Here is a 19,408-nt window from a genome sequence, read left to right as displayed (position 1 = left end):
TTAATTTTTGATTGAATAAGAGAAATATGTCCGATATTAAAAAAGCAGTCTTAGCGTATTCCGGTGGTCTAGATACCAGCGTAATTTTGAAGTGGCTTCAAGATACTTATGGCTGCGAGATCGTGACTTTTACCGCTGACTTAGGTCAGGGTGAGGAGTTGGAGCCAGCACGCGCTAAGGCTTTGCAATTTGGCATCAAGCCTGAAAATATTTTTATTGATGACTTGCGCGAAGAGTTTGTACGTGACTTCGTATTCCCGATGTTCCGTGCGAATACGATTTACGAGGGTGAATATTTGTTGGGCACCTCTATTGCGCGCCCATTAATCGCTAAGCGTCAAATTGAAATTGCTCGCTTAACTGGTGCTGACTCTGTATCGCACGGCGCTACCGGCAAAGGAAATGACCAGGTTCGCTTTGAGCTGGGTTACTACGCGCTTGAGCCAGGAATCAAGGTAATTGCTCCTTGGCGTGAATGGGATCTTCTCTCACGTGAGAAGTTAATGGCTTACGCAGAAAAACATGGTATTCCGGTTGAGATGAAGCATAAGCAAGGTGGTTCACCCTATTCAATGGACGCTAACCTTTTGCACATTAGTTATGAAGGACGTCACCTCGAGAACCCAAATGCGGAGGCGGAAGAGTCTATGTGGCGTTGGACAGTCTCTCCAGAGAAGGCTCCAGACGCCCCAGAAATTATCGAGATTGAATTTAAAGCGGGTGATCCTGTAGCAATCGATGGGAAAACTTATAAGCCACATGAACTATTGGCCGAGCTTAATCGTATTGGCGGCAAACATGGCATTGGTCGCCTCGATTTGGTAGAAAACCGTTTTGTTGGCATGAAGAGCCGTGGCTGTTATGAAACCCCTGGCGGCACAATCCTTCTGAAGGCTCACCGCGGGATCGAAAGTATCACCTTGGATCGCGAAGTAGCCCACTTAAAGGATGACTTGATGCCACGTTACGCCAGCCTGATCTATAACGGCTTGTGGTGGGCGCCAGAGCGTCTTGCACTCCAAACCCTGATTGACCATACGCAACAGGCTGTGAATGGTGTTGTACGTCTAAAGCTCTACAAAGGTTCTGTCTCGGTGATTTCGCGTGACTCAGCCAATACTTTGTTTGATCAGAATATTGCAACCTTTGATGATGATGGTGGCGCATACAACCAGGCAGATGCTGGCGGCTTTATTAAGCTCAATGCTTTACGTATGCGCATTGCTGAAACAGCTAGACGTAAGCGAGCTCAGAAATAATTAGCAACCAAACTGAATAGAAAGAACTTCAATGCAATTTGATCAAGTTTCCGTAGGTAAAAAGGCCAATGTATTTTTTGATGGCAAGTGTGTTTCTCATACTGTGACATTGCCCAATGGTGTTCGTAAGTCGGTTGGTGTGGTGCTGCCAAGCACCTTGCGTTTTGACTTAAGCACTAGCGAGATTATGGAAGTAGTTGATGGCAATGCTTTTGTCAGCATCAACGGCGCCCCTGAGCAAGAGTTCAAGGCCGGTCAAAGCTGGGAAGTGGAGAAGGGCGGCTACTTCATTATTCGTGCCGAGCAACCAGTGCACTACGTTTGCCACTTTGAATAAATCAAAGGTGCTCTAAAACAAAACGCAGACCTCGGTCTGCGTTTTTTATTGGCCCAACATAAATAAATTTGAGTGATGTCGAATTAATTTCTCGGCAAACCCGTAACAACTGTCCCCGGGACGATTACACGCTCAGAGAACCACTGCTTGTTCATCTCTAGCGCATAACGCACGGCTGCTTTAGGGCAGTGGTTATTGGTGGTTTCAGCTTGCATCTCTTCAATGTTCACAATCTTGCCATCATCCGCAATGAATGCAATTGAGAGTGGGATCTTGGTGTTGTTCATCCAGAAGCAGTGACCCGCTTTTTGTTCGAAGATAAATAACATTCCAGAATTCGTTGGCATGCTTGTGCGGTTCATGAGGCCAATCTCTCTAGCCTTCGGTGTATTGGCAAGCTCAGCCTGAATACGATAGATGCCCGTCTTTAATTCAATAGTGGGTAGACCGACGTTAACCTGGGCGAGCGTTAGGGTGGAGCAAAGAAAGAGCGCAGTAGAAAATGCTTGGCGCAAGAATGTTGAGGTACTAGGGATTGATATAGACATGCTTCGTATTTTAAGTGAGGGAAATTGCAGGCGAAAAAAAACCCAGGAACAAGTCCTGGGTTTTTAATAATGATCTAAGGACTATTAAGCCGCTTGGATATTGGTAGCTTGCTTGCCTTTAGGGCCTTGGGTAATGTCAAACGTTACCTTTTGGTTTTCCTTGAGGGTTTTGAACCCAGGCATAGTAATTGCGCTGAAATGCGCGAACAACTCTTCTTCACCATCATCAGGTTTGATAAAGCCAAAACCTTTTGCATCATTGAACCACTTAACAATTCCGGTCGCCATGCGAACTCCATTACATAAACTTAAAACAACCGTGATGAGGGTAAATACTTTTTAATCAGTCTCAATCCACAACACGCCTAAATAGAACCTCTTTTGAAGCCTACCCCCCGATTGTTTGCCCTTTTTGGAGGGGTGTCAAGGAGTTATATGCCCCTACCCCCTAGTAATTACCCCTTTTTTTATAGAAAAATGCCCCAATATGGGTTTAGGAGGGGTTTTTTCGTGTTTTTCGCAACATGACCCCTGTAAATTAAAGTTTGGATATCTGTGTTTAGAATGTTTCTCATGAGTCGCGCTCCCAAAAATCCCACCACTGGCAACCCCAGCAATCCGTACATTGAAGACACCCTACTGCTCGAAAAGCAAATCGAGCAAGTTAAGGCGCCTTCGATGTATAAAGTTTTATTAATGAATGACGATTACACGCCAATGGAATTTGTGGTGATGGTGATTCAGGAGTATTTTAATAAGGATCATGAAACAGCTACACGCATCATGTTGCAAGTACATTTAGTTGGCAAGGGTGTTTGCGGAGTATTTACCCGCGATGTTGCCGCTACGAAAGTGCATCAAGTTATCGAACTCTCCCGTGAAGCGGGTCACCCACTACAGTGCACTATGGAGGAAGCATGATTGCCCAAGAATTAGAAGTGAGTTTGCACATGGCGTTTGTTGACGCAAGGGCATCGCGACATGAGTTCATCACAGTCGAGCATTTGCTCGCGGCCTTGCTGGATAACGCTACTGCGGTCGAAGTCTTAAAGGCTTGCGCAGTCAATATCGCAGAACTACGCGCTCAACTCAAAAACTTTATTAATGACAACACACCTGTTGTGCCAGGCAATGATGAGGTTGATACGCAACCCACGCTGGGATTTCAGCGTGTGATTCAGCGCGCCATCATGCATGTGCAGTCAACATCAAATGGTAAGAAAGAAGTGACTGGCGCAAATGTGCTGGTTGCCATCTTCGGCGAAAAAGATTCGCATGCAGTTTATTTCTTGCAACAGCAGGGTGTGACACGCTTAGATGTCGTGAACTTCATCAGTCATGGTGTGCGTAAAGATCAGTCGGAGCATGTAAAGCCCGTTGAGCCTTCGCAGGAGACTGAAGAATCCGCCTCTTCTGGTAAAGAAAGCCCTCTTGAGCAATACACCCAGAACCTTAATGTGATGGCCCGTCAAGGCAAGATTGACCCATTAATTGGGCGCGAGAGCGAGGTAGAGCGCGTGATTCAAGTGCTCTGCCGTCGTCGCAAAAATAATCCGTTATTGGTGGGCGAGGCTGGCGTAGGTAAGACAGCAATTGCTGAGGGTTTGGCCTGGAGAATTGTGAAGGGCGATGTGCCGGATATTTTGGCTAATGCTACTGTTTACTCCTTAGACATGGGCGCTCTTTTAGCGGGCACTAAATACCGCGGTGATTTTGAGCAGCGCTTGAAGAGCGTACTCAAGTCACTCAAAGATCATACTCATGGTGTATTGTTTATTGATGAGATTCATACGCTGATTGGAGCTGGCGCAGCTTCTGGCGGTACATTAGATGCGAGTAATTTATTAAAGCCCGCTTTGTCAAATGGCCAGTTGAAATGCATTGGCGCAACCACCTTTACGGAATATCGTGGCATCTTTGAAAAGGATGCGGCTTTATCGCGTCGCTTCCAGAAGGTGGATGTCGTAGAGCCAACTGTAGATCAAACAGTGCAAATCTTGCGTGGCTTAAAGTCTCGCTTTGAGGAGCATCACAGCGTGAAGTATGCGGCTGGCGCTTTAGTCGCTGCCGCAGAACTTTCTGCGCGCTATATCAATGATCGTCATTTGCCAGATAAGGCGATTGACGTGATAGATGAGGCCGGTGCTGCTCAACGTATTTTGCCTAAGTCCAAGCAGAAGAAAACTATTGGTCGCCCAGAGATTGAAGAAATTGTGGCAAAGATTGCGCGCATACCGCCACAATCAGTCACAGTCGATGACCGCAGTAAGTTGCAAACTCTGGATCGTGACATTAAGAGTGTGGTCTTCGGTCAAGATCCTGCGATCGAGGCCTTGGCTAGTGCTATCAAAATGACTCGTGCTGGTCTAGGCAAGATCGATCGTCCAATTGGTTCATTCTTGTTCTCCGGACCAACTGGTGTTGGTAAGACTGAAGTTGCCAAACAGCTTGCCTATATTTTGGGTATTGAGTTGCTCCGTTTTGATATGTCCGAGTACATGGAGCGTCATGCAGTGAGTCGTTTGATTGGTGCGCCTCCAGGTTATGTAGGATTTGATCAGGGCGGCTTACTCACTGAGGCCGTAAATAAGAAACCGCATTGTGTGCTCTTGCTTGATGAAATTGAAAAAGCTCATCCAGATATTTTCAATATTCTCTTGCAGGTGATGGATCATGGCACTTTGACGGATAACAACGGTCGTAAGACTGATTTCCGTAACGTGATTATCATCATGACCACTAATGCCGGGGCTGAGGCAATGCAGAAATCAACCATTGGCTTTACGAATGCGCGTGAGTCTGGTGATGAGATGGCCGATATCAAGAAGTTCTTTACGCCAGAATTCCGCAATCGCTTGGATGCCATTGTTTCCTTTAAAGCTCTTGATGAGTCGATCATCATGCGCGTGGTTGATAAGTTCTTGATGCAGTTAGAGGAGCAACTCCATGAGAAGAAGGTAGATGCAACCTTTAGTCCTGCCTTGCGAGCTCATTTAGCCAAGCATGGCTTCGATCCTTTAATGGGCGCTCGCCCGATGCAACGCATCATTCAAGACACTGTGCGTAAAGCGCTTGCTGATGAGCTATTGTTTGGTAAGTTAGCTCAAGGCGGCCATGTGGATGTTGATATTGATGCTGATGGCAAAGTCCTATTGAACTTTGATGCTCCAGTGCTACCAGGAAAGCGTTCTAAAGCTGATGTAGCGCCTGCTGAAGAAATTTAATTCACTAATTTTTTAAATAAAAAACCCAAAAAAGGAAGATATGTCTCATCACGATAAATTATTAGAGGCTTTTGAAAACTACAAAGCTGAAAATGAAAAGTTTCAAGGCAAAGGTATTAAAGCTTCTGCAGCGCGCGCTCGTAAGGCTTTGCAGGAGATTGCTGGTTCTTGTAAGGAGCGCCGTAAAGAAATTACTGCTGAAAAAGAATCTCGTGAAGGCGCTGGTGCAGGCATGTCACAAGATGCGGCTCGTAAGGCCCATATTCGCAAGTAAGTAATTTGTAACCTAAGAAGAGCCACCTTCGGGTGGCTTTTTTATTGCTCGTTTGCAAGCAATGCGCTGAAGTTCGGCGCTCAGGTTATTTAAGAATAGAATCTTTCCTTTAGGCAATTTAAGCAATATTTTTATATATGAGCTCATCCGATGGTTTGGCAAAAAATTCACTAGGCGTATTTGAGTCAATCATTATGGGTATTGCGGGGACTGCACCCGCCTTTAGCGTTGCCGTAACTAGCGCCGCTATTGTTGCCTCGGTTGGTGTTTTATCTGTAGGAAGCATCTTGTATTGCGGTCTCATTATGTTTGGGATCACCTTAGCTTTCATTCATTTGAGCAAGATTCAGCCTAACGCTGGTGCTGCCTATGCTTGGGTGGGTCATGTTTTTGGACCTGCTTGGGGATTCTTTGCTGGCTGGGGTTTATTAATTGCCTCTATTTTTTTCATGGTTTCGGCAACCATTCCTGCGGCTAGCTCCACCTTGCTGCTTATCGCTCCTGATCAGGCTGAAAACACCCAACTCATTTCCGCAATAGCTGCCGTCTGGTTGACGGTGGTTTCATTAATTGTTGGGCGCGGTATAAAGCACTCGAGCTTTATGCAAATTACCCTCACCCTTTTTGAGTCAGTAATTTTATTCGTGCTGATTGCTGGTGGACTGATGAGTTACTGGTCAAGTCCAGCACACCCACCTTCCTTTGTATGGATTTCTCCACTCTCATTTTCTCCGCAGCTATTTGCTACGGGTGCGCTGACGGCCATCTTTTTCTTTTGGGGATGGGATGTCACCATGAATTTAAGTGAAGAGAGTAAGGGTGGTCAAAAAAACGCAGATGGGGCTGCAGGTAAGGGGGCATTTTGGTCAGTACTGAATATGATGCTTTTCTTTGTGCTGATGATGGTTGTGGTTTTAATGGTCTTAACCGATAGTGAAATTGCCGACTCTGGCACCAATGTCCTTTTTGCAATCGCCAATAAATTATTCCCGGCACCCTGGAGTTATCTGGCGGTCTTTTGCACCATATTTAGCACGGTTGGAACGATAGAAACTCAAATTTTGCAGTTCAGTCGCAGCATGTTTGCAATGGCGCGAGATGGTATGTTGCATCCAGTCTACGCAAAAGTGCATGGCCAATACAAGACGCCTTGGGTAGCTACTTTTGTTATTTGGTTTTTAGGAGTGGCATTACTTTTTTCCTCATCCTTTATGCCTTCAGTGAAAGCAATCTTGACCAGCTCCATTTTGGCAATTGGATTTCAGATTTGTTTTTATATGAGTTTGACTGGCTTTGCTTGTGCATGGCATTACAGGAAAAAACTCAATGCCGGCTTCGGATCAGCCATGGCATATGTCATATGGCCTGGGTTCTCAGGCGCATTCATGGTGTTCGTTGCTATTTACAGCATCCCCACTTTTGATGCATTTACCATCATGACGGGAGTTGGAGGTTTGCTTCTAGGTTTTCTGCCCTTAGCGTTTAGTCGCAAAAGAGTCTTGAATACCACCCGTTAGAATTTTTGACTAGGCGCGCCCTGTGCTACCAAAGCCGCCGGCGCCACGACTGCTCTCGGTGAACTCTTCAACTACCTTGAGCTCTACTTGTTGTACCGGCATGACAACCAACTGAGCCAAACGCTCCATCGGCTCGAGCTTGAATGTGGTGGAGCCGCGATTCCAGGTGCTCACCATGAGTTGACCTTGATAGTCAGAGTCAATTAAGCCAACTAGGTTACCGAGCACAATACCGTGCTTATGGCCTAAGCCAGAACGCGGCAGAATAAATGCGGCATAGCGCGGATCTTCAACATAGATTGCTAATCCAGTGGGCACAAGTACCGTTTGACCGGGGGTAATTTCGATCGCTTCGTCAATACAGGCACGCAGATCTAATCCAGCACTTCCAGGGGTGCCATAGTTTGGCAACTGGTCGCGCATACGTTCATCGAGAATTTTGACTTGAAGGGATTGCATATGATTTCCTAAAACGGGGAATTAAATTTTCTTGGCAACTAACTGAATCAGTTGACGTGCTAACTGTAGTTTTTCTGCCTTAGCAATTTTTTTGCTACCGCTGTCATCCATTACGAGTAATTGATTAAGGTCGCTGCCGAATGTATCGGGACCAATGTTGCCAACAATCATTGGGATAGCTTTGCGCTGGCGCTTCTCATCGGCATGCTTTTCTAGATCGGTTGACTCTGCTGCAAAGCCTACGCAATAGGGGTGCGGCTTACCACCTTTAGCTTTCACTGTCTTAGCAACATCAAGCAGAATGTCTGGGTTCGCTGAAAACTCTAGATGGGGTGCTTGGTTACCCTGGCGCTTGATCTTTTCTTTGGCAGGCTTAGCAATGCCCCAGTCAGCAACGGCGGCGACTGCAAAGAAAACGTCGCAGTCAGTTGCGCTCAGAGTGGCTGCATGCATTTCTTTGGCGCTAACCACGTTGGTACGGGTAATTTGTCCAGTAGCTTCAAGTGGGGTATTGAGATCACATGGTCCAGCAATCAAATGAACTTGGGCACCAGCTTCAACAGCAGCTCTTGCGATTGCAAAGCCCATCTTGCCCGAGCTGTGATTAGTAATGCCACGCACTGGATCAATTGCTTCAAATGTGGGGCCCGCAGTAATCAATACTTTTTTGCCAGCTAATGATTTTTTCTGAAAGAAGGCAATGACTTGCTCGGTAATTTCAGAGGGCTCGAGCATTCTGCCCATACCAACTTCGCCACAAGCTTGGAAGCCGCTGGCAGGACCAAGAAGGGTAACGCCATCGTCAACAAGTCGTTTCACGCTTCTTTGGGTGGCTGCATGCTCCCACATCTGCTTGTTCATGGCCGGCGTGAGTAATAGAGGGCAATCTCTTGCCAGGCAGAGAGTAGTCAATAGGTCATCGGCCAAACCCAGAGAAAGCTTGGCCATGAGATCAGCGCTTGCAGGGGCGATCAGAATGGCATCTGCAGAACGTGATAACTCAATGTGCGCCATATTATTTGGAATCGTGCTATCCCATTGACTTAAATAAACTGGGTTGCCGGTTAGGGCTTGCATGGTCACAGGCGTTACAAATTGCTGTGCAGCTTCGGTCATCACTACTTGCACGGATGCGCCTTCTTGCATGAGTTGACGCGCAAGCTCAGGGGCTTTGTAGGCTGCGATTCCGCCGGAGATTCCGAGAACGATCTTCTTATTAATCAGTGATTGCATGGCGCCAGCTTAATGGGATTGGGCGGATTTGCCAAATGACTTACGTAATTCACCCCAAATAATGAGGGCGGCACCAATACAGATAGCACTATCAGCGATATTAAAAGCGGGCCAATGCCAGTTGCCGTAATAGACATCAATAAAGTCGACTACAGCGCCATACATCACGCGATCTAAGACATTACCAAGTGCACCACCCAGAATGAAGCTCAAGGCTATGCAGAGTAGCTTATCGCTTTGGTTTTTATAGAGCATCCAAATAATGTAAACGGATGCTGCCAGCCCAAGAATGGTGAAAAACCAGCGCTGCCAACCAGAGCCTTGCGCCAGAAATGAAAATGCTGCGCCAGGATTAAAGAGAAGTAACCAGTTTAGAAAAGGAAGAACTGGTTCAGGGGTGCCCATTTGTAAATTACTGAGCGCCGACCACTTGCTAAGTTGATCAAGCAATAGCACGACGATTGTAATTGCAAGATAACGAGGTAGAGCAAGACTTTTCATATGGCCGCTACTCAGGCGAAGAGGCGGTGATCACCATCACCAAACAAGTTGCTAATGCAGCGACCACATAATTCTGGGTGATCGGCATTGCTTCCTACGTCTTTGGTGTGATGCCAGCAGCGTCCACATTTTTTATATTGGCTACCACGTACCAAAACTTCTAGCCCCTCATTACTGAGTTCAATATTGGCACTAGAGGTAATCGTTACAAAGCGTAAATTATCCTCCAATGAGTGCAGGATGGCGAAATCAACGTCACCTACTTTGATCGTGAGTTCAGCTTGCAATGATGAGCCTACATTACCTGCTTCGCGCTCCACCTCAATTGCCTTGGTAACTTCAGAACGAATTTCACGAATACGATTCCATTTAGCAAGCAATTCATCAGCATGATTAATATCAGAGAACTTGCCAAACTCTTCCATAAAGATCGATTCTGCAGGCTTGCTGCCCGAACCATGGGGGAAGTCTTTCCAAGCTTCCTCTGCGGTGAAGGAGAGGAATGGAGACAGCCACTTTAAGAGATTGCGAGTGATCTGGAATAGTGCATTTTGAGCAGCACGGCGGTCAGGAGAGTCCGGTGCGCTTGTATAGAGGCGATCCTTGAGAATATCTAAATAGAAGCCGCCCAAGTCCTCGGAGCAGAAAGACAGCATGCGAGCTACTGCTGGTTGGAATTCATATGCTTTGTAATGCGCTTCAGTATCACTCTGCAATTGATTAGCAAGAGCAACTGCGTAGCGATCAATCTCAAGCCACTGCTCAGCAGGCATTGTGTGCTTGCTAGGATCAAAATCAGATAGGTTGGCCAGCAAGAAGCGCAAGGTATTGCGAATGCGACGATAACTCTCGGTAACACGCTTGAGAATCTCGTCTGAGATCGTCATTTCGCCAGAGTAGTCTGTAGAGGCAACCCAGAGGCGAATAATCTCAGCGCCGAGCTTGTCTGCAACTTGTTGAGGTGCAATCACATTGCCCACGGATTTACTCATCTTGCGGCCTTGGCCGTCGACAGTAAAGCCATGCGTAAGGAGTGCCTTATATGGCGGCTTGCCATCGAGCATGGCGCCCGTTAGCAAGGAGGAGTGGAACCAGCCGCGATGTTGGTCTGAACCCTCGAGATATAAATCAGCCAAGCGACCGTTTGGTGTTTCTGCGTCAGCAGTGAGTAGTTCGTTACGGTGCGATCCACGAATGACGTGCCAGTGTGTTGTACCTGAGTCAAACCAAACATCTAAGGTGTCGCGGTTCTTTTCATATTGCGCGGCTTCTTCACCCAATAGTTCAGCAACTTCCAGTTTTTGCCAGGCTTCAATACCTTCTTTTTCTACGCGCAGAGCGATCTCTTCAAGCAATTCAACGGTGCGTGGATGTGGTTCGCCACTTTCTTTATGAACAAAGAACGCCATTGGGACGCCCCATTGGCGCTGACGTGACAGAGTCCAATCAGGGCGATTAGCAATCATGCTACTTAAGCGCTGTTTGCCCCATGCTGGGAAGAACTCAGTGCTATTAATCCCTGTCAATGCAGTTTCGCGCAAACTGGCTTGGCCATCAGATGGCTTCTTATCCATGCTTGCAAACCATTGTGAGGTAGCGCGATAAATAATCGGCGACTTGTGACGCCAGCAGTGCATGTATGAGTGAGTGTAAGTTTTATCACGTAACAAGCTGCCTGCTTCGCGCATAGCTTCAACAATCTTTGGGTTTGCTTTCCAGATGTATTCGTTGGCGAAGAGCGGTAACCATGATGCGTACACTCCATTACCCATCACGGGATTAAGAATGTCCTTATCAGCAAGCTTATTGGCTTTGCAGGATTTAAAGTCTTCCTCACCATAGGCAGGAGCAGAGTGAACAATACCGGTACCTGTATCGAGCGTGACGTACTCGGCAGGGTAAATGGGAGACAGGCGCTTATAGCCATCATGCAACTGCGCTAGCGGATGCCAGAAGGAAATGTTTGCCAATTGAGCACCTTGGCAAGTGGCAATCACTGCGCCTTCTAGACCATAGTCTTGCAAGCAAATCTCAACTCGGTCCTTTGCCAGAATTAATAACTTGTCGCCAACATCTACTAAAGCGTAAGTAAGTTCTGGGTGGACATTCATTGCTTGGTTAGCAGGAATGGTCCAGGGGGTTGTTGTCCAGATGACAATTTGACCTGGTTTATTTGGTAGCTCGGCAAGTCCAAACGCTTTTGCTAGCTGTGGACGCTGTGCATCATCAAAGGCAAAGCCAACATCCACCGTTGGGTCAGTTTTGTCTTGGTATTCCACTTCGGCTTCAGCAAGTGCAGAGCCACAATCAAAACACCAGTTCACCGGCTTTAATCCACGGAACACATATCCCTTTTCCCAGATCTTCCCAAGGGCGCGGATTTCATCAGCCTCGTTGCGAAAGTTCATAGTGAGGTAGGGGTTATTCCAATCACCTAATACACCCAAGCGTTCAAAATCTTTCTTCTGTTTTTCCACTTGAACATGGGCATAAGCACGCGCCTTTGACTGCACTTCGGCAGTTGGTAAGTTTTTGCCAAACTCTTTTTCAATTTGAATTTCAATCGGCATGCCATGGCAATCCCAGCCAGGCACATAAACAGAGTCAAAACCCATGAGCCAGCGTGACTTGACAATCATGTCTTTCAGAATCTTGTTAACTGCGTGTCCAATATGAATATCGCCGTTTGCATATGGAGGGCCATCATGCAGAATGAATTTTGGTTGATTGGCATGGGCTGCACGAATCTTTTCGTAGAGCTTATTTTTTTGCCAGCCTGCAACCCACTGTGGCTCGCGCTTAGCTAGATCTCCTCGCATTGGGAAAGAGGTATCTAGAAGATTGACGGGGTAAGAGTTTTCTTTTTCAGACATAAGCTTTTTTCTGGAAATAATTTCTGGCGTGCGTTGCATCAGATGCAATCGCTTGTGTAAGGGTTTCGAGGTCTGGATACTTTGCCTCGTCACGGATTTTTTCTAATAGTTCAACGGTAATAATTTTTCCGTAAAGATCCGCGTTGTAGTCAAAGATGTGGGTTTCTAGCAATACTCTGCCCGCATCTTCCACTGTCGGTCTTACGCCCAAGCTAGCCACAGCAGGCAGTGGCTTATCACTCAAGCCTAACACTTGTGCGGTGAAGATTCCAGTCGTTGCCGGTTTGCGATGGTGCAGATGATTGGCAACTGCTAAATTCAAAGTGGGGAACCCAAGTTGACGTCCTAGCTTCTGACCATGAAGCACGTGCCCAGATATTCCGTAAGGACGCCCTAATAATTTTTCAGCTAACTGCATGTCACCAGAGGCTAGCGCAGTACGAAGTGCAGAACTAGAAATGCGCTCACCATTTTCTTGAATGGTTTGGATGCTAGATACTTCAAAGCCATATTTTTCGCCAGCAGCTTTCAGGCTGGCAAAGTTACCTGCACGTTTTGCGCCATAGCAAAAGTCATCACCAATCAAAATCCATTTAGCGTTCAGTCGTTTAACAATAATTTCTGAAACAAATTCCTCGGGCGACAGTTTGGCAAAAGCAGAGTTGAAGTGTTCTACAACAACACGGTCTACTCCAAGTTCGGCAAGGGCAGCTAATTTGTCGCGTAAATTCAGAATGCGGGGCGGGGCTTGTTCTGATGAAAAGAATTCTTTTGGATGTGGCTCAAAGGTCATTACACAACTAACCAGACCTTGATCCTTGGCGCCATCAACCAACTCCTTGAGCAAGGCGCGATGACCCCTGTGCACGCCATCGAAATTGCCGATGGTTAGGGCACAAGCTGGTCCTGCAGAAAACTGGGTGGGGCCACGGAATACGTTCACAAAATCGCTTTCAGGGTAGCCATCAATTATATTGTGGGCATGCCTTCTATCGTCACCTTAATCTCCGGCCGCGGATCTAATTTCGAGGCCATCGTCAAAACAGCTCAAAAAGAGCAATGGCCAGTCACTTTTGCTGGGGTTATAGCGAATCATTCAGCGGCTAAGGGCCTTGATTTTGCTCGCTCGCAGGGCATTCCGGCCTTTACCATTGAGCATAAGGAGCACGCGACCCGAGAATCCTTTGATGCCGCCTTAATTGCACAGATTGATGCCTTAGGGGCTGATTTGGTGGTTCTTGCGGGCTTTATGAGAATTCTGACTCCGGGCTTTATTCGCCATTTTGAGGGTCGCTTGATCAATATCCATCCAGCCTTATTGCCTGCCTTCCCTGGTTTACATACCCACGAACGGGCTCTGGAGGCTGGTGTGAAGGAGCATGGCGCCACCGTGCACTTCGTGAATGAAGGTGTGGATGAGGGCCCCATTATTTGTCAGGCCTCAGTTCCAGTGCTGGAAAGTGATGAGGCGGACACCTTGGCTGCCCGTGTTTTGGCTGCCGAGCATCAAATTTATCCCCGGGCCGTAAAATGGTTCCTTGATGGACGATTGCGCATAGATGGTAATCAAGTGAAGTTACAACCCCCGGAGCCGCAATTTTTTAAATTATGAGTGCAGAACGTCCACCCCGTAGATCTGGTAGCAGACTAGCCCCCCACAAAAGTTACGCAACGAAATCGAAAGATCCGTTGCGTCGTCCCGAGCGTCGCAATGCTAGCGGGAATTTAATTGCACCAGAAGGTCAAAAGAATTTCTCAAATGCAAAAGCATTGCCACAGCATGCGATTCACCTTGAACGTTTGCTTCCCGAGTTGCTGAGTTTTGAACAGCCGGCTGACCGAGTAGTCAGTCGTTATTTCAGAGAAGAGAAACAACTTGGAAATCGCGATCGTGCTTTGATTGCCGAGAGTGCGTTCGCCATTTTGCGTCGTAAAAATGAGTTCTCTCAATTCGCTTCAAGTGGTGAAGGCTCTCAGGCTAGACGCTTGGCCCTATTGGGTTTGCTGTCTGCTCTGTCTGAAGGCGGGCTGGGTTCTGCTAATCGTGCAGAGAGCGCAATTGCTGATTTAGCGCACGTACTGAAGACGGGTGAATACGAGTGGCTACAGCGTTTTGCAACGGTTGATCCTGCAGCATTAAATCCTCTCGTGCGGAACAATTTGCCCGAGTGGTTGTGGGATGCGTTTGGAAAATATCCTGGCGAAGAAGCTCGCGAAGAGTTGGCTAAGTCATTAATGCATCCAGCGCTGTTAGATTTGCGTGCGAACACCATGAAAACCAATCGCGAAGAACTGCTCGTGCAGATGAATGCATTGGGCGGTCGCTATCAAGCAATTCCAACTCCTTACGCACCTGATGGGGTGCGCATCATGGGTAAACCTGCCCTGCAAAATACTGCAGGTTTTAAAGCGGGTATGTTTGAGGTGCAGGATGAGGGCAGTCAGCTTTTGGCTCACTTACTCGCGCCTAAACGTGGTGAGATGGTTGTCGACTTTTGCGCTGGAGCTGGCGGCAAGACCTTGGCCATTGGAGCGATCATGCGCTCTACAGGACGCTTGTACGCTTTAGATACGTCAGAGCGTCGTTTAGCGAATTTGAAGCCAAGGCAGGCCCGTAGCGGCCTTTCAAACGTCCATCCAGTGTGGATTGATAGTGAGAATGACACCAAGATCAAACGCTTGGCAGGCAAGATTGATCGTGTTCTAGTAGATGCCCCTTGTAGTGGTATGGGTACTTTACGTCGTAATCCAGACCTGAAGTGGCGCCAAACCCCTGAGGGAGTTTTAGAGCTCAACCAGAAGCAAATGAATATTTTGACTTCTGCCGCTCGTTTATTGAAGCCTGGAGGCCGGTTGGTATATGCCACTTGTAGCCTCCTACCCCAAGAAAATCAAGCCATTGCCGAGGATTTTCTGGCAAAACACCCACAATTTGAGGCTGTTCCCGCGGCAGAAGTGCTTAAGCCATTGTTTCCTAAGGATAAATTACCAATAGGTTGTAGTTCGGACAATCCTTGGTGGCAGTTATGGCCCCATATTCATGGAACAGACGGCTTCTTTGGGGCTGTATTCCAGAAGAAGGCTGCTGCCCCAGTCCCTGATTCAGAAAAAGACCCTCAAAAAGAGACTAAGGTCAAAAACAAGCTGGCCCCTAAAGAACTAAAATAGAGTTTTAGACCTCTTTAGGGATCCCCTTTTGAATACAGCTTCAGGTTTTGATTTGTTCCTCCATTGGCTTGCTAATGGATATTTGGATTGGTCATGGTGGAAGATAGTTGTTTTCGCTCTGGTGGTTACTCACATCACGATTGCTGCGGTGACAATTTTCTTGCACCGCTGCCAAGCACATCGTGCTTTGGACTTACATCCTATCGTTTCCCATTTCTTCCGCTTTTGGCTTTGGCTAACAACTGGCATGGTTACCAAAGAATGGGCTGCCATCCATCGCAAGCATCACGCTAAATGTGAAACTATTGATGATCCTCATAGCCCACAGGTTCTGGGCATCAATACAGTGCTCTCTCGTGGCGCTGAGCTTTATAAAAAAGAAGCAGCCAATCAAGAGACCTTGGATAAATTTGGTCACGGCACTCCAGATGACTGGATCGAGCACAACATCTACTCTAAGTTTTCTTGGCAGGGCGTTGCCATCATGCTCATCATTGATGTGTTTTTGTTTGGCGCGATTGGTCTAACAGTTTGGGCAGTGCAAATGCTCTGGATTCCGATTACGGCAGCCGGAATCATTAACGGTATCGGTCACTATTGGGGCTATCGTAATTTTGATTATGAAGATGCTTCCCGAAACATTCTGCCTTGGGGTATTTTGATTGGCGGTGAAGAGTTGCATAACAATCACCACACCTTTGCAACGAGTGCGAAGCTGTCAAACAAATGGTATGAGTTCGATATTGGTTGGATGTATATCCAGATCATGAGTGCGGCTGGCTTGGCGACTGTGAAGAAGACTCCACCTAAGCCAGTGCTGAGTGATTTGCGTCCTGCCGATCAAAATACTCTTGAGGCCATCATTGCAAACCGCTATGAAATCATGGCGCGCTACAGCAAGACATTGCGTAACTTCTTTAGTCATGAAGTGCAGCATATGCAGGTCTTAGCAACCCATTTAACGGATGCGCGTGCTTGGTTGGCCAAAGATGAATCTCGTTTGACTGAGCAAGAGAAAGCAAAGCTTGAGGAGCTAATGGCGAGCAATGCTCAACTACGAAAGATGATTGAAATGCGTCGTGATCTTCAAGCTATCTGGAGTCGCTCTAATGCGACCAAAGAGCAATTACTTACTCAGTTGCACGCTTGGTGTCAGCGCGCTGAAGAAAGTGGTTTAACAAGCCTGCGTGAGTTCTCGTTGAGATTGCGTCGTTACGCTTAAAAGAAAAATTTCAAACCAAGTGCTTGGATGAATTTCTAGACAATAAAAAACCCGCTGATGTAGCGGGTTTTTTATTTGCTGAAAGAAGGAATTACTTCAGCTTTGTTTCTTTGTAAGCAACGTGCTTGCGAATAGTTGGATCAAACTTCATGATCTCCATTTTCTCAGGCTTTGTACGCTTGTTTTTTGAAGTTGTGTAGAAGTGACCAGTACCTGCTGATGACTCTAACTTGATTTTTTCTCTGCCGCCTTTAGCCATTTCTGCGCTCCTTAAATTTCGCCACGTGCACGTAGATCAGACAACACAGCATCGATGCCGTTTTTGTCGATAACGCGCAAACCAGCATTGGTTAAGCGCAAGCTAATCCAACGGTTTTCAGATTCAACCCAGAATCGACGATTTTGCAAATTCGGCAAAAAGCGACGCTTCGTTTTATTGTTTGCATGGGATACATTGTTGCCAACCATCGGCTTCTTCCCAGTGACTTGGCAAACTTTTGCCATGACATAACTCCATTAATTGCGAAAAAAGGAGATTGTATCAGTCTCAGCCTATTTTCGGCTAGCACTAAATGGCTTTGTTTTTAGTGAATTGGGCATAAAAGGGCTGTCTAGGTAGAAAATTACCTATCAAGTTAGCATTTACTATCATTTAAATCCAATATCCATAAGCCCAGAGTCGGAAAATGAGAAAAAACCGCTACCACTCACAATACAGTGATCCAGGAGCTGAATATCTACCAGTTGCAAGGCATTTGCCAGCACCTTGGTGAGTTTTTGGTCTGCATCGCTAGGTAATGGATTGCCGCTGGGATGATTGTGGGCCACGATCAGGGCGCTAGCATTCTTGGCAAGTGCCTCTTTTAGGATTTCGCGGGGGTAGATGGCTGTTTGGGTAATGGAGCCTCTAAAAAGCTCATCACACTCAATCAGGTGAAGCCGGGAGTCTAAGTAGAGGCACAGAAAAACCTCATGAGGGAGGCGACCAATTTTGGCCTGCAAGAACTCTCTGACGTGGTTAGGAGATGAAAAGATGGGGTCATGGGTCAAACCATCCTCTAGGCTTCTCTTAACTAGCTCATATGCCGCCTGAATTTGAGACCACTTAGACAGCCCCATGCCATGGAGCCGCGTAAATTCTTCAGGGGTGCTGGCCAATAGTCGAGGGAGCCCCCCAAAGTGATGCAGTAGATCCTTGGCTAGGGCAACAGCACTTTTGCCCTTAACCCCAACTCGCAAAAAGATAGCCAGTAGTTCGGCATCAGAAAGTGCCGCTGCGCCATTTAAGCGAAGTTTTTCTCGAGGCTGCTCATTTTTTGGCCAGCTTGTAATGGGGGAGTGCACAGCCAGCGCAGGCCTAGATACAATCACCTTATGACTAAGCTTACTGTTTTGCCTAATTCCTATTTGACTCTCAACTATCGGCTTACTCTGCCCAGTGGGGAGGATTACATCAACACTTTTGTCGATCGTCCTGCGACGGTTTTGATGGGGTCTGGACAATTTGCTCCTTGCTTTGAAAAAGTCTTGCTAGGTTTAGGTGTTGGAGAGAAAAAAAGTGCACTGCTCGCGCCTGAGGAAAGTTTTGGTGAGCGCAAAGAAGATTTGGTCCAATGGGTATCTTTGAACGCGCTTAAAGAGGGTCGCGATGATGATGTGGAATTTAATCCTGGGGATGTGATTGAGTTCAATGCACCAGGTGGCGCTCAGTACGCAGGTGTACTGCAATCGATTAATGAAGAGGGAGCCTGGTTTGACTTTAACCATCCTCTGGCAGGCAGACCAGTGACTTTTGAGGCAGAGATTGTGGCGATTTTGTAAACCATGAGCGACTCTAATAACCCAGAAATTTTGATGGCTCAGCCGCGGGGTTTCTGCGCGGGCGTAGATCGTGCAATTAATATCGTCAATGAGGCACTCATTCGTTTTGGTGCGCCAATATATGTGCGCCATGAAATTGTGCACAACGCCTATGTAGTAAATGAGTTGCGCGACAAGGGTGCGGTATTTGTAGATGAATTGCATGAGGTTCCCAAAGGCGGCATTGTTGTATTTAGTGCCCATGGCGTTTCTCAGGAAGTTCGCAAGGATGCTGAGGTGCGAGGTTTGCAGGTGTATGACGCTACTTGCCCTCTGGTTACCAAAGTTCACCTTGAGGTTGTCAAGATGTGCAAAGACGGCTTCACGGTATTGATGATTGGTCATGCAGGGCACCCTGAGGTTGAGGGAACGATGGGACAGGTCAGGGAAGGTGTTTTCTTAATCGAGAAAGTTGGCGATGTGGGTTCGTTGCCTTTCCCAGCCGATGAGAAGATTGCATTTGTTACCCAGACAACACTCTCGGTAGACGAGACAAAAGAAATTGTCGATGCGCTAACGATTAAGTTTCCCAATATTGTTCAGCCCCGTAAGCAAGATATTTGTTATGCCACTCAGAATCGTCAAGATGCTGTGAAATTTATGGCACCTCAGGTTGAGGTGGTTATTGTGGTGGGAAGTGCGACAAGCTCGAACTCTAATCGCTTGCGTGAGCTTTCTGAAAAGCTCGGGGTTCCTTCTTACATGGTGGATTCACCAGATCAGTTGAAGTCAGAATGGTTCACTGGTAAAAAACGGGTTGGTTTAACTGCGGGCGCATCAGCGCCAGAGAGCTTGGCGCAATCGATTGTTAGTCGCATACAGGAGTTTGGACCAAGAAGTGTGCGTGCGCTCGATGGTGTAGTTGAGGACGTTACTTTTTCATTACCAAAAAATTTAGTTGATTGAAGTATCCATTCATAACAGAGGAGCTGT

General features: G+C 47.0%; 21 protein-coding genes. 11 read left to right on the top strand and 10 right to left on the bottom strand.

Features of this window, described 5'->3' with window-relative positions; all coding sequences use genetic code 11:
* The first annotated feature begins 26 nt into the window (after positions 1 to 26).
* Complete coding sequence (locus tag FD963_RS08760) at positions 27 to 1,259, top strand: argininosuccinate synthase (RefSeq protein WP_215361998.1); 1,233 nt, start codon at positions 27 to 29, stop codon at positions 1,257 to 1,259.
* 31 nt (positions 1,260 to 1,290) lie between these two features.
* The gene (locus FD963_RS08755; protein ID WP_215358532.1) at positions 1,291 to 1,596 is read left to right on the top strand and encodes a pyrimidine/purine nucleoside phosphorylase; all 306 of its coding nucleotides are present in this window, start codon (positions 1,291 to 1,293) and stop codon (positions 1,594 to 1,596) included.
* An 83-nt stretch (positions 1,597 to 1,679) separates the two neighbouring features.
* Here FD963_RS08755 and FD963_RS08750 read toward each other — a convergent pair whose 3' ends face one another.
* Positions 1,680 to 2,144 carry a DUF192 domain-containing protein gene (locus tag FD963_RS08750; protein WP_215361996.1) on the bottom strand — a complete coding sequence of 155 codons (465 nt, stop codon included), beginning with the start codon at positions 2,142 to 2,144 and terminating at the stop codon, positions 1,680 to 1,682.
* A gap of 84 nt (positions 2,145 to 2,228) precedes the next feature.
* Positions 2,229 to 2,432 (bottom strand): cold-shock protein, encoded by a 204-nt coding sequence (locus tag FD963_RS08745; RefSeq protein WP_011903586.1) that lies wholly within the window; start codon positions 2,430 to 2,432, stop codon positions 2,229 to 2,231.
* Positions 2,433 to 2,708: 276 nt separating this feature from the next.
* On the opposite strand from FD963_RS08745, the gene clpS reads away from it, so the two are divergent.
* The 4 genes from clpS to FD963_RS08725 all read left to right on the top strand — a co-directional run bounded on the left by clpS (position 2,709) and on the right by FD963_RS08725 (position 7,159).
* Positions 2,709 to 3,065, top strand: coding sequence for an ATP-dependent Clp protease adapter ClpS (gene clpS, locus FD963_RS08740; protein WP_370623664.1), 357 nt, complete (start codon positions 2,709 to 2,711; stop codon positions 3,063 to 3,065).
* On the top strand, positions 3,062 to 5,368 hold the full coding sequence (gene clpA, locus FD963_RS08735; RefSeq protein WP_215320888.1) for an ATP-dependent Clp protease ATP-binding subunit ClpA: 2,307 nt from the start codon (positions 3,062 to 3,064) through the stop codon (positions 5,366 to 5,368). Before clpS ends, clpA begins: the two co-directional genes overlap by 4 nt.
* Positions 5,369 to 5,408: 40 nt before the next feature.
* Complete coding sequence (locus FD963_RS08730) at positions 5,409 to 5,642, top strand: hypothetical protein (RefSeq protein WP_072582836.1); 234 nt, start codon at positions 5,409 to 5,411, stop codon at positions 5,640 to 5,642.
* Between the two features lie 137 nt (positions 5,643 to 5,779).
* Positions 5,780 to 7,159, top strand: a complete 1,380-nt coding sequence (locus FD963_RS08725; RefSeq protein WP_251367218.1) for an APC family permease — start codon at positions 5,780 to 5,782, stop codon at positions 7,157 to 7,159.
* A gap of 9 nt (positions 7,160 to 7,168) precedes the next feature.
* Here the strand turns inward: FD963_RS08725 and dut are convergent, their stop codons facing one another.
* From dut to FD963_RS08700, 5 genes are read right to left on the bottom strand one after another with little or no spacing between them, the layout of a single operon-like run.
* On the bottom strand, positions 7,169 to 7,618 hold the full coding sequence (gene dut, locus FD963_RS08720; RefSeq protein ID WP_215361994.1) for a dUTP diphosphatase: 450 nt from the start codon (positions 7,616 to 7,618) through the stop codon (positions 7,169 to 7,171).
* Positions 7,619 to 7,639: 21 nt separating this feature from the next.
* Positions 7,640 to 8,851 carry a bifunctional phosphopantothenoylcysteine decarboxylase/phosphopantothenate--cysteine ligase CoaBC gene (gene coaBC / locus FD963_RS08715; RefSeq protein ID WP_215361992.1) on the bottom strand — a complete coding sequence of 404 codons (1,212 nt, stop codon included), beginning with the start codon at positions 8,849 to 8,851 and terminating at the stop codon, positions 7,640 to 7,642.
* 9 nt (positions 8,852 to 8,860) lie between these two features.
* Entirely contained in the window at positions 8,861 to 9,352 is a 492-nt protein-coding gene (lspA, locus tag FD963_RS08710) for a signal peptidase II (protein ID WP_215361990.1), read from the bottom strand.
* Between the two features lie 11 nt (positions 9,353 to 9,363).
* A complete protein-coding gene (ileS, locus tag FD963_RS08705) occupies positions 9,364 to 12,243 on the bottom strand; it encodes an isoleucine--tRNA ligase (protein ID WP_371818504.1) in 2,880 nt (959 codons plus the stop codon).
* The gene (locus FD963_RS08700; RefSeq protein WP_215361986.1) at positions 12,218 to 13,168 is read right to left on the bottom strand and encodes a bifunctional riboflavin kinase/FAD synthetase; all 951 of its coding nucleotides are present in this window, start codon (positions 13,166 to 13,168) and stop codon (positions 12,218 to 12,220) included. The genes ileS and FD963_RS08700 overlap by 26 nt, the downstream gene beginning before the upstream one ends.
* A 39-nt stretch (positions 13,169 to 13,207) precedes the next feature.
* Between FD963_RS08700 and purN the strand changes: the two genes are divergently transcribed.
* Genes purN through FD963_RS08685 form a run of 3 tightly spaced genes read left to right on the top strand, consistent with a single transcriptional unit; the run spans position 13,208 to position 16,615 of the window.
* Positions 13,208 to 13,837: a phosphoribosylglycinamide formyltransferase gene (gene purN, locus FD963_RS08695; RefSeq protein ID WP_215361984.1), complete on the top strand. Its 630-nt coding sequence runs from the start codon at positions 13,208 to 13,210 to the stop codon at positions 13,835 to 13,837.
* Positions 13,834 to 15,393: an RsmB/NOP family class I SAM-dependent RNA methyltransferase gene (locus FD963_RS08690; RefSeq protein ID WP_215361982.1), complete on the top strand. Its 1,560-nt coding sequence runs from the start codon at positions 13,834 to 13,836 to the stop codon at positions 15,391 to 15,393. The genes purN and FD963_RS08690 overlap by 4 nt, the downstream gene beginning before the upstream one ends.
* 28 nt (positions 15,394 to 15,421) lie before the next feature.
* Positions 15,422 to 16,615, top strand: coding sequence for a fatty acid desaturase (locus FD963_RS08685; protein ID WP_215361980.1), 1,194 nt, complete (start codon positions 15,422 to 15,424; stop codon positions 16,613 to 16,615).
* Positions 16,616 to 16,706: 91 nt separating this feature from the next.
* Here the strand turns inward: FD963_RS08685 and rpmG are convergent, their stop codons facing one another.
* From rpmG to radC, 3 genes are all read right to left on the bottom strand, one after another.
* Positions 16,707 to 16,874, bottom strand: a complete 168-nt coding sequence (gene rpmG / locus FD963_RS08680; protein ID WP_015421876.1) for a 50S ribosomal protein L33 — start codon at positions 16,872 to 16,874, stop codon at positions 16,707 to 16,709.
* Between the two features lie 11 nt (positions 16,875 to 16,885).
* Entirely contained in the window at positions 16,886 to 17,119 is a 234-nt protein-coding gene (gene rpmB, locus FD963_RS08675) for a 50S ribosomal protein L28 (protein WP_011903570.1), read from the bottom strand.
* Between the two features lie 144 nt (positions 17,120 to 17,263).
* Entirely contained in the window at positions 17,264 to 17,986 is a 723-nt protein-coding gene (gene radC, locus FD963_RS08670) for a DNA repair protein RadC (protein ID WP_215361978.1), read from the bottom strand.
* A 3-nt stretch (positions 17,987 to 17,989) separates the two neighbouring features.
* Between radC and FD963_RS08665 the strand changes: the two genes are divergently transcribed.
* Entirely contained in the window at positions 17,990 to 18,436 is a 447-nt protein-coding gene (locus FD963_RS08665; RefSeq protein WP_215361976.1) for a peptidylprolyl isomerase, read from the top strand.
* Positions 18,437 to 18,439: 3 nt separating this feature from the next.
* Positions 18,440 to 19,381, top strand: coding sequence for a 4-hydroxy-3-methylbut-2-enyl diphosphate reductase (gene ispH / locus FD963_RS08660; RefSeq protein ID WP_215361974.1), 942 nt, complete (start codon positions 18,440 to 18,442; stop codon positions 19,379 to 19,381).
* Positions 19,382 to 19,408: the final 27 nt, after the last annotated feature.

It is taken from the genome of Polynucleobacter sp. JS-JIR-II-50 (genome assembly GCF_018687895.1).
Lineage (GTDB): Bacteria > Pseudomonadota > Gammaproteobacteria > Burkholderiales > Burkholderiaceae > Polynucleobacter.
The sequence above is the reverse complement of the archived record's forward strand: the minus strand, read 5'-3'. Positions and strand labels throughout refer to the sequence as shown.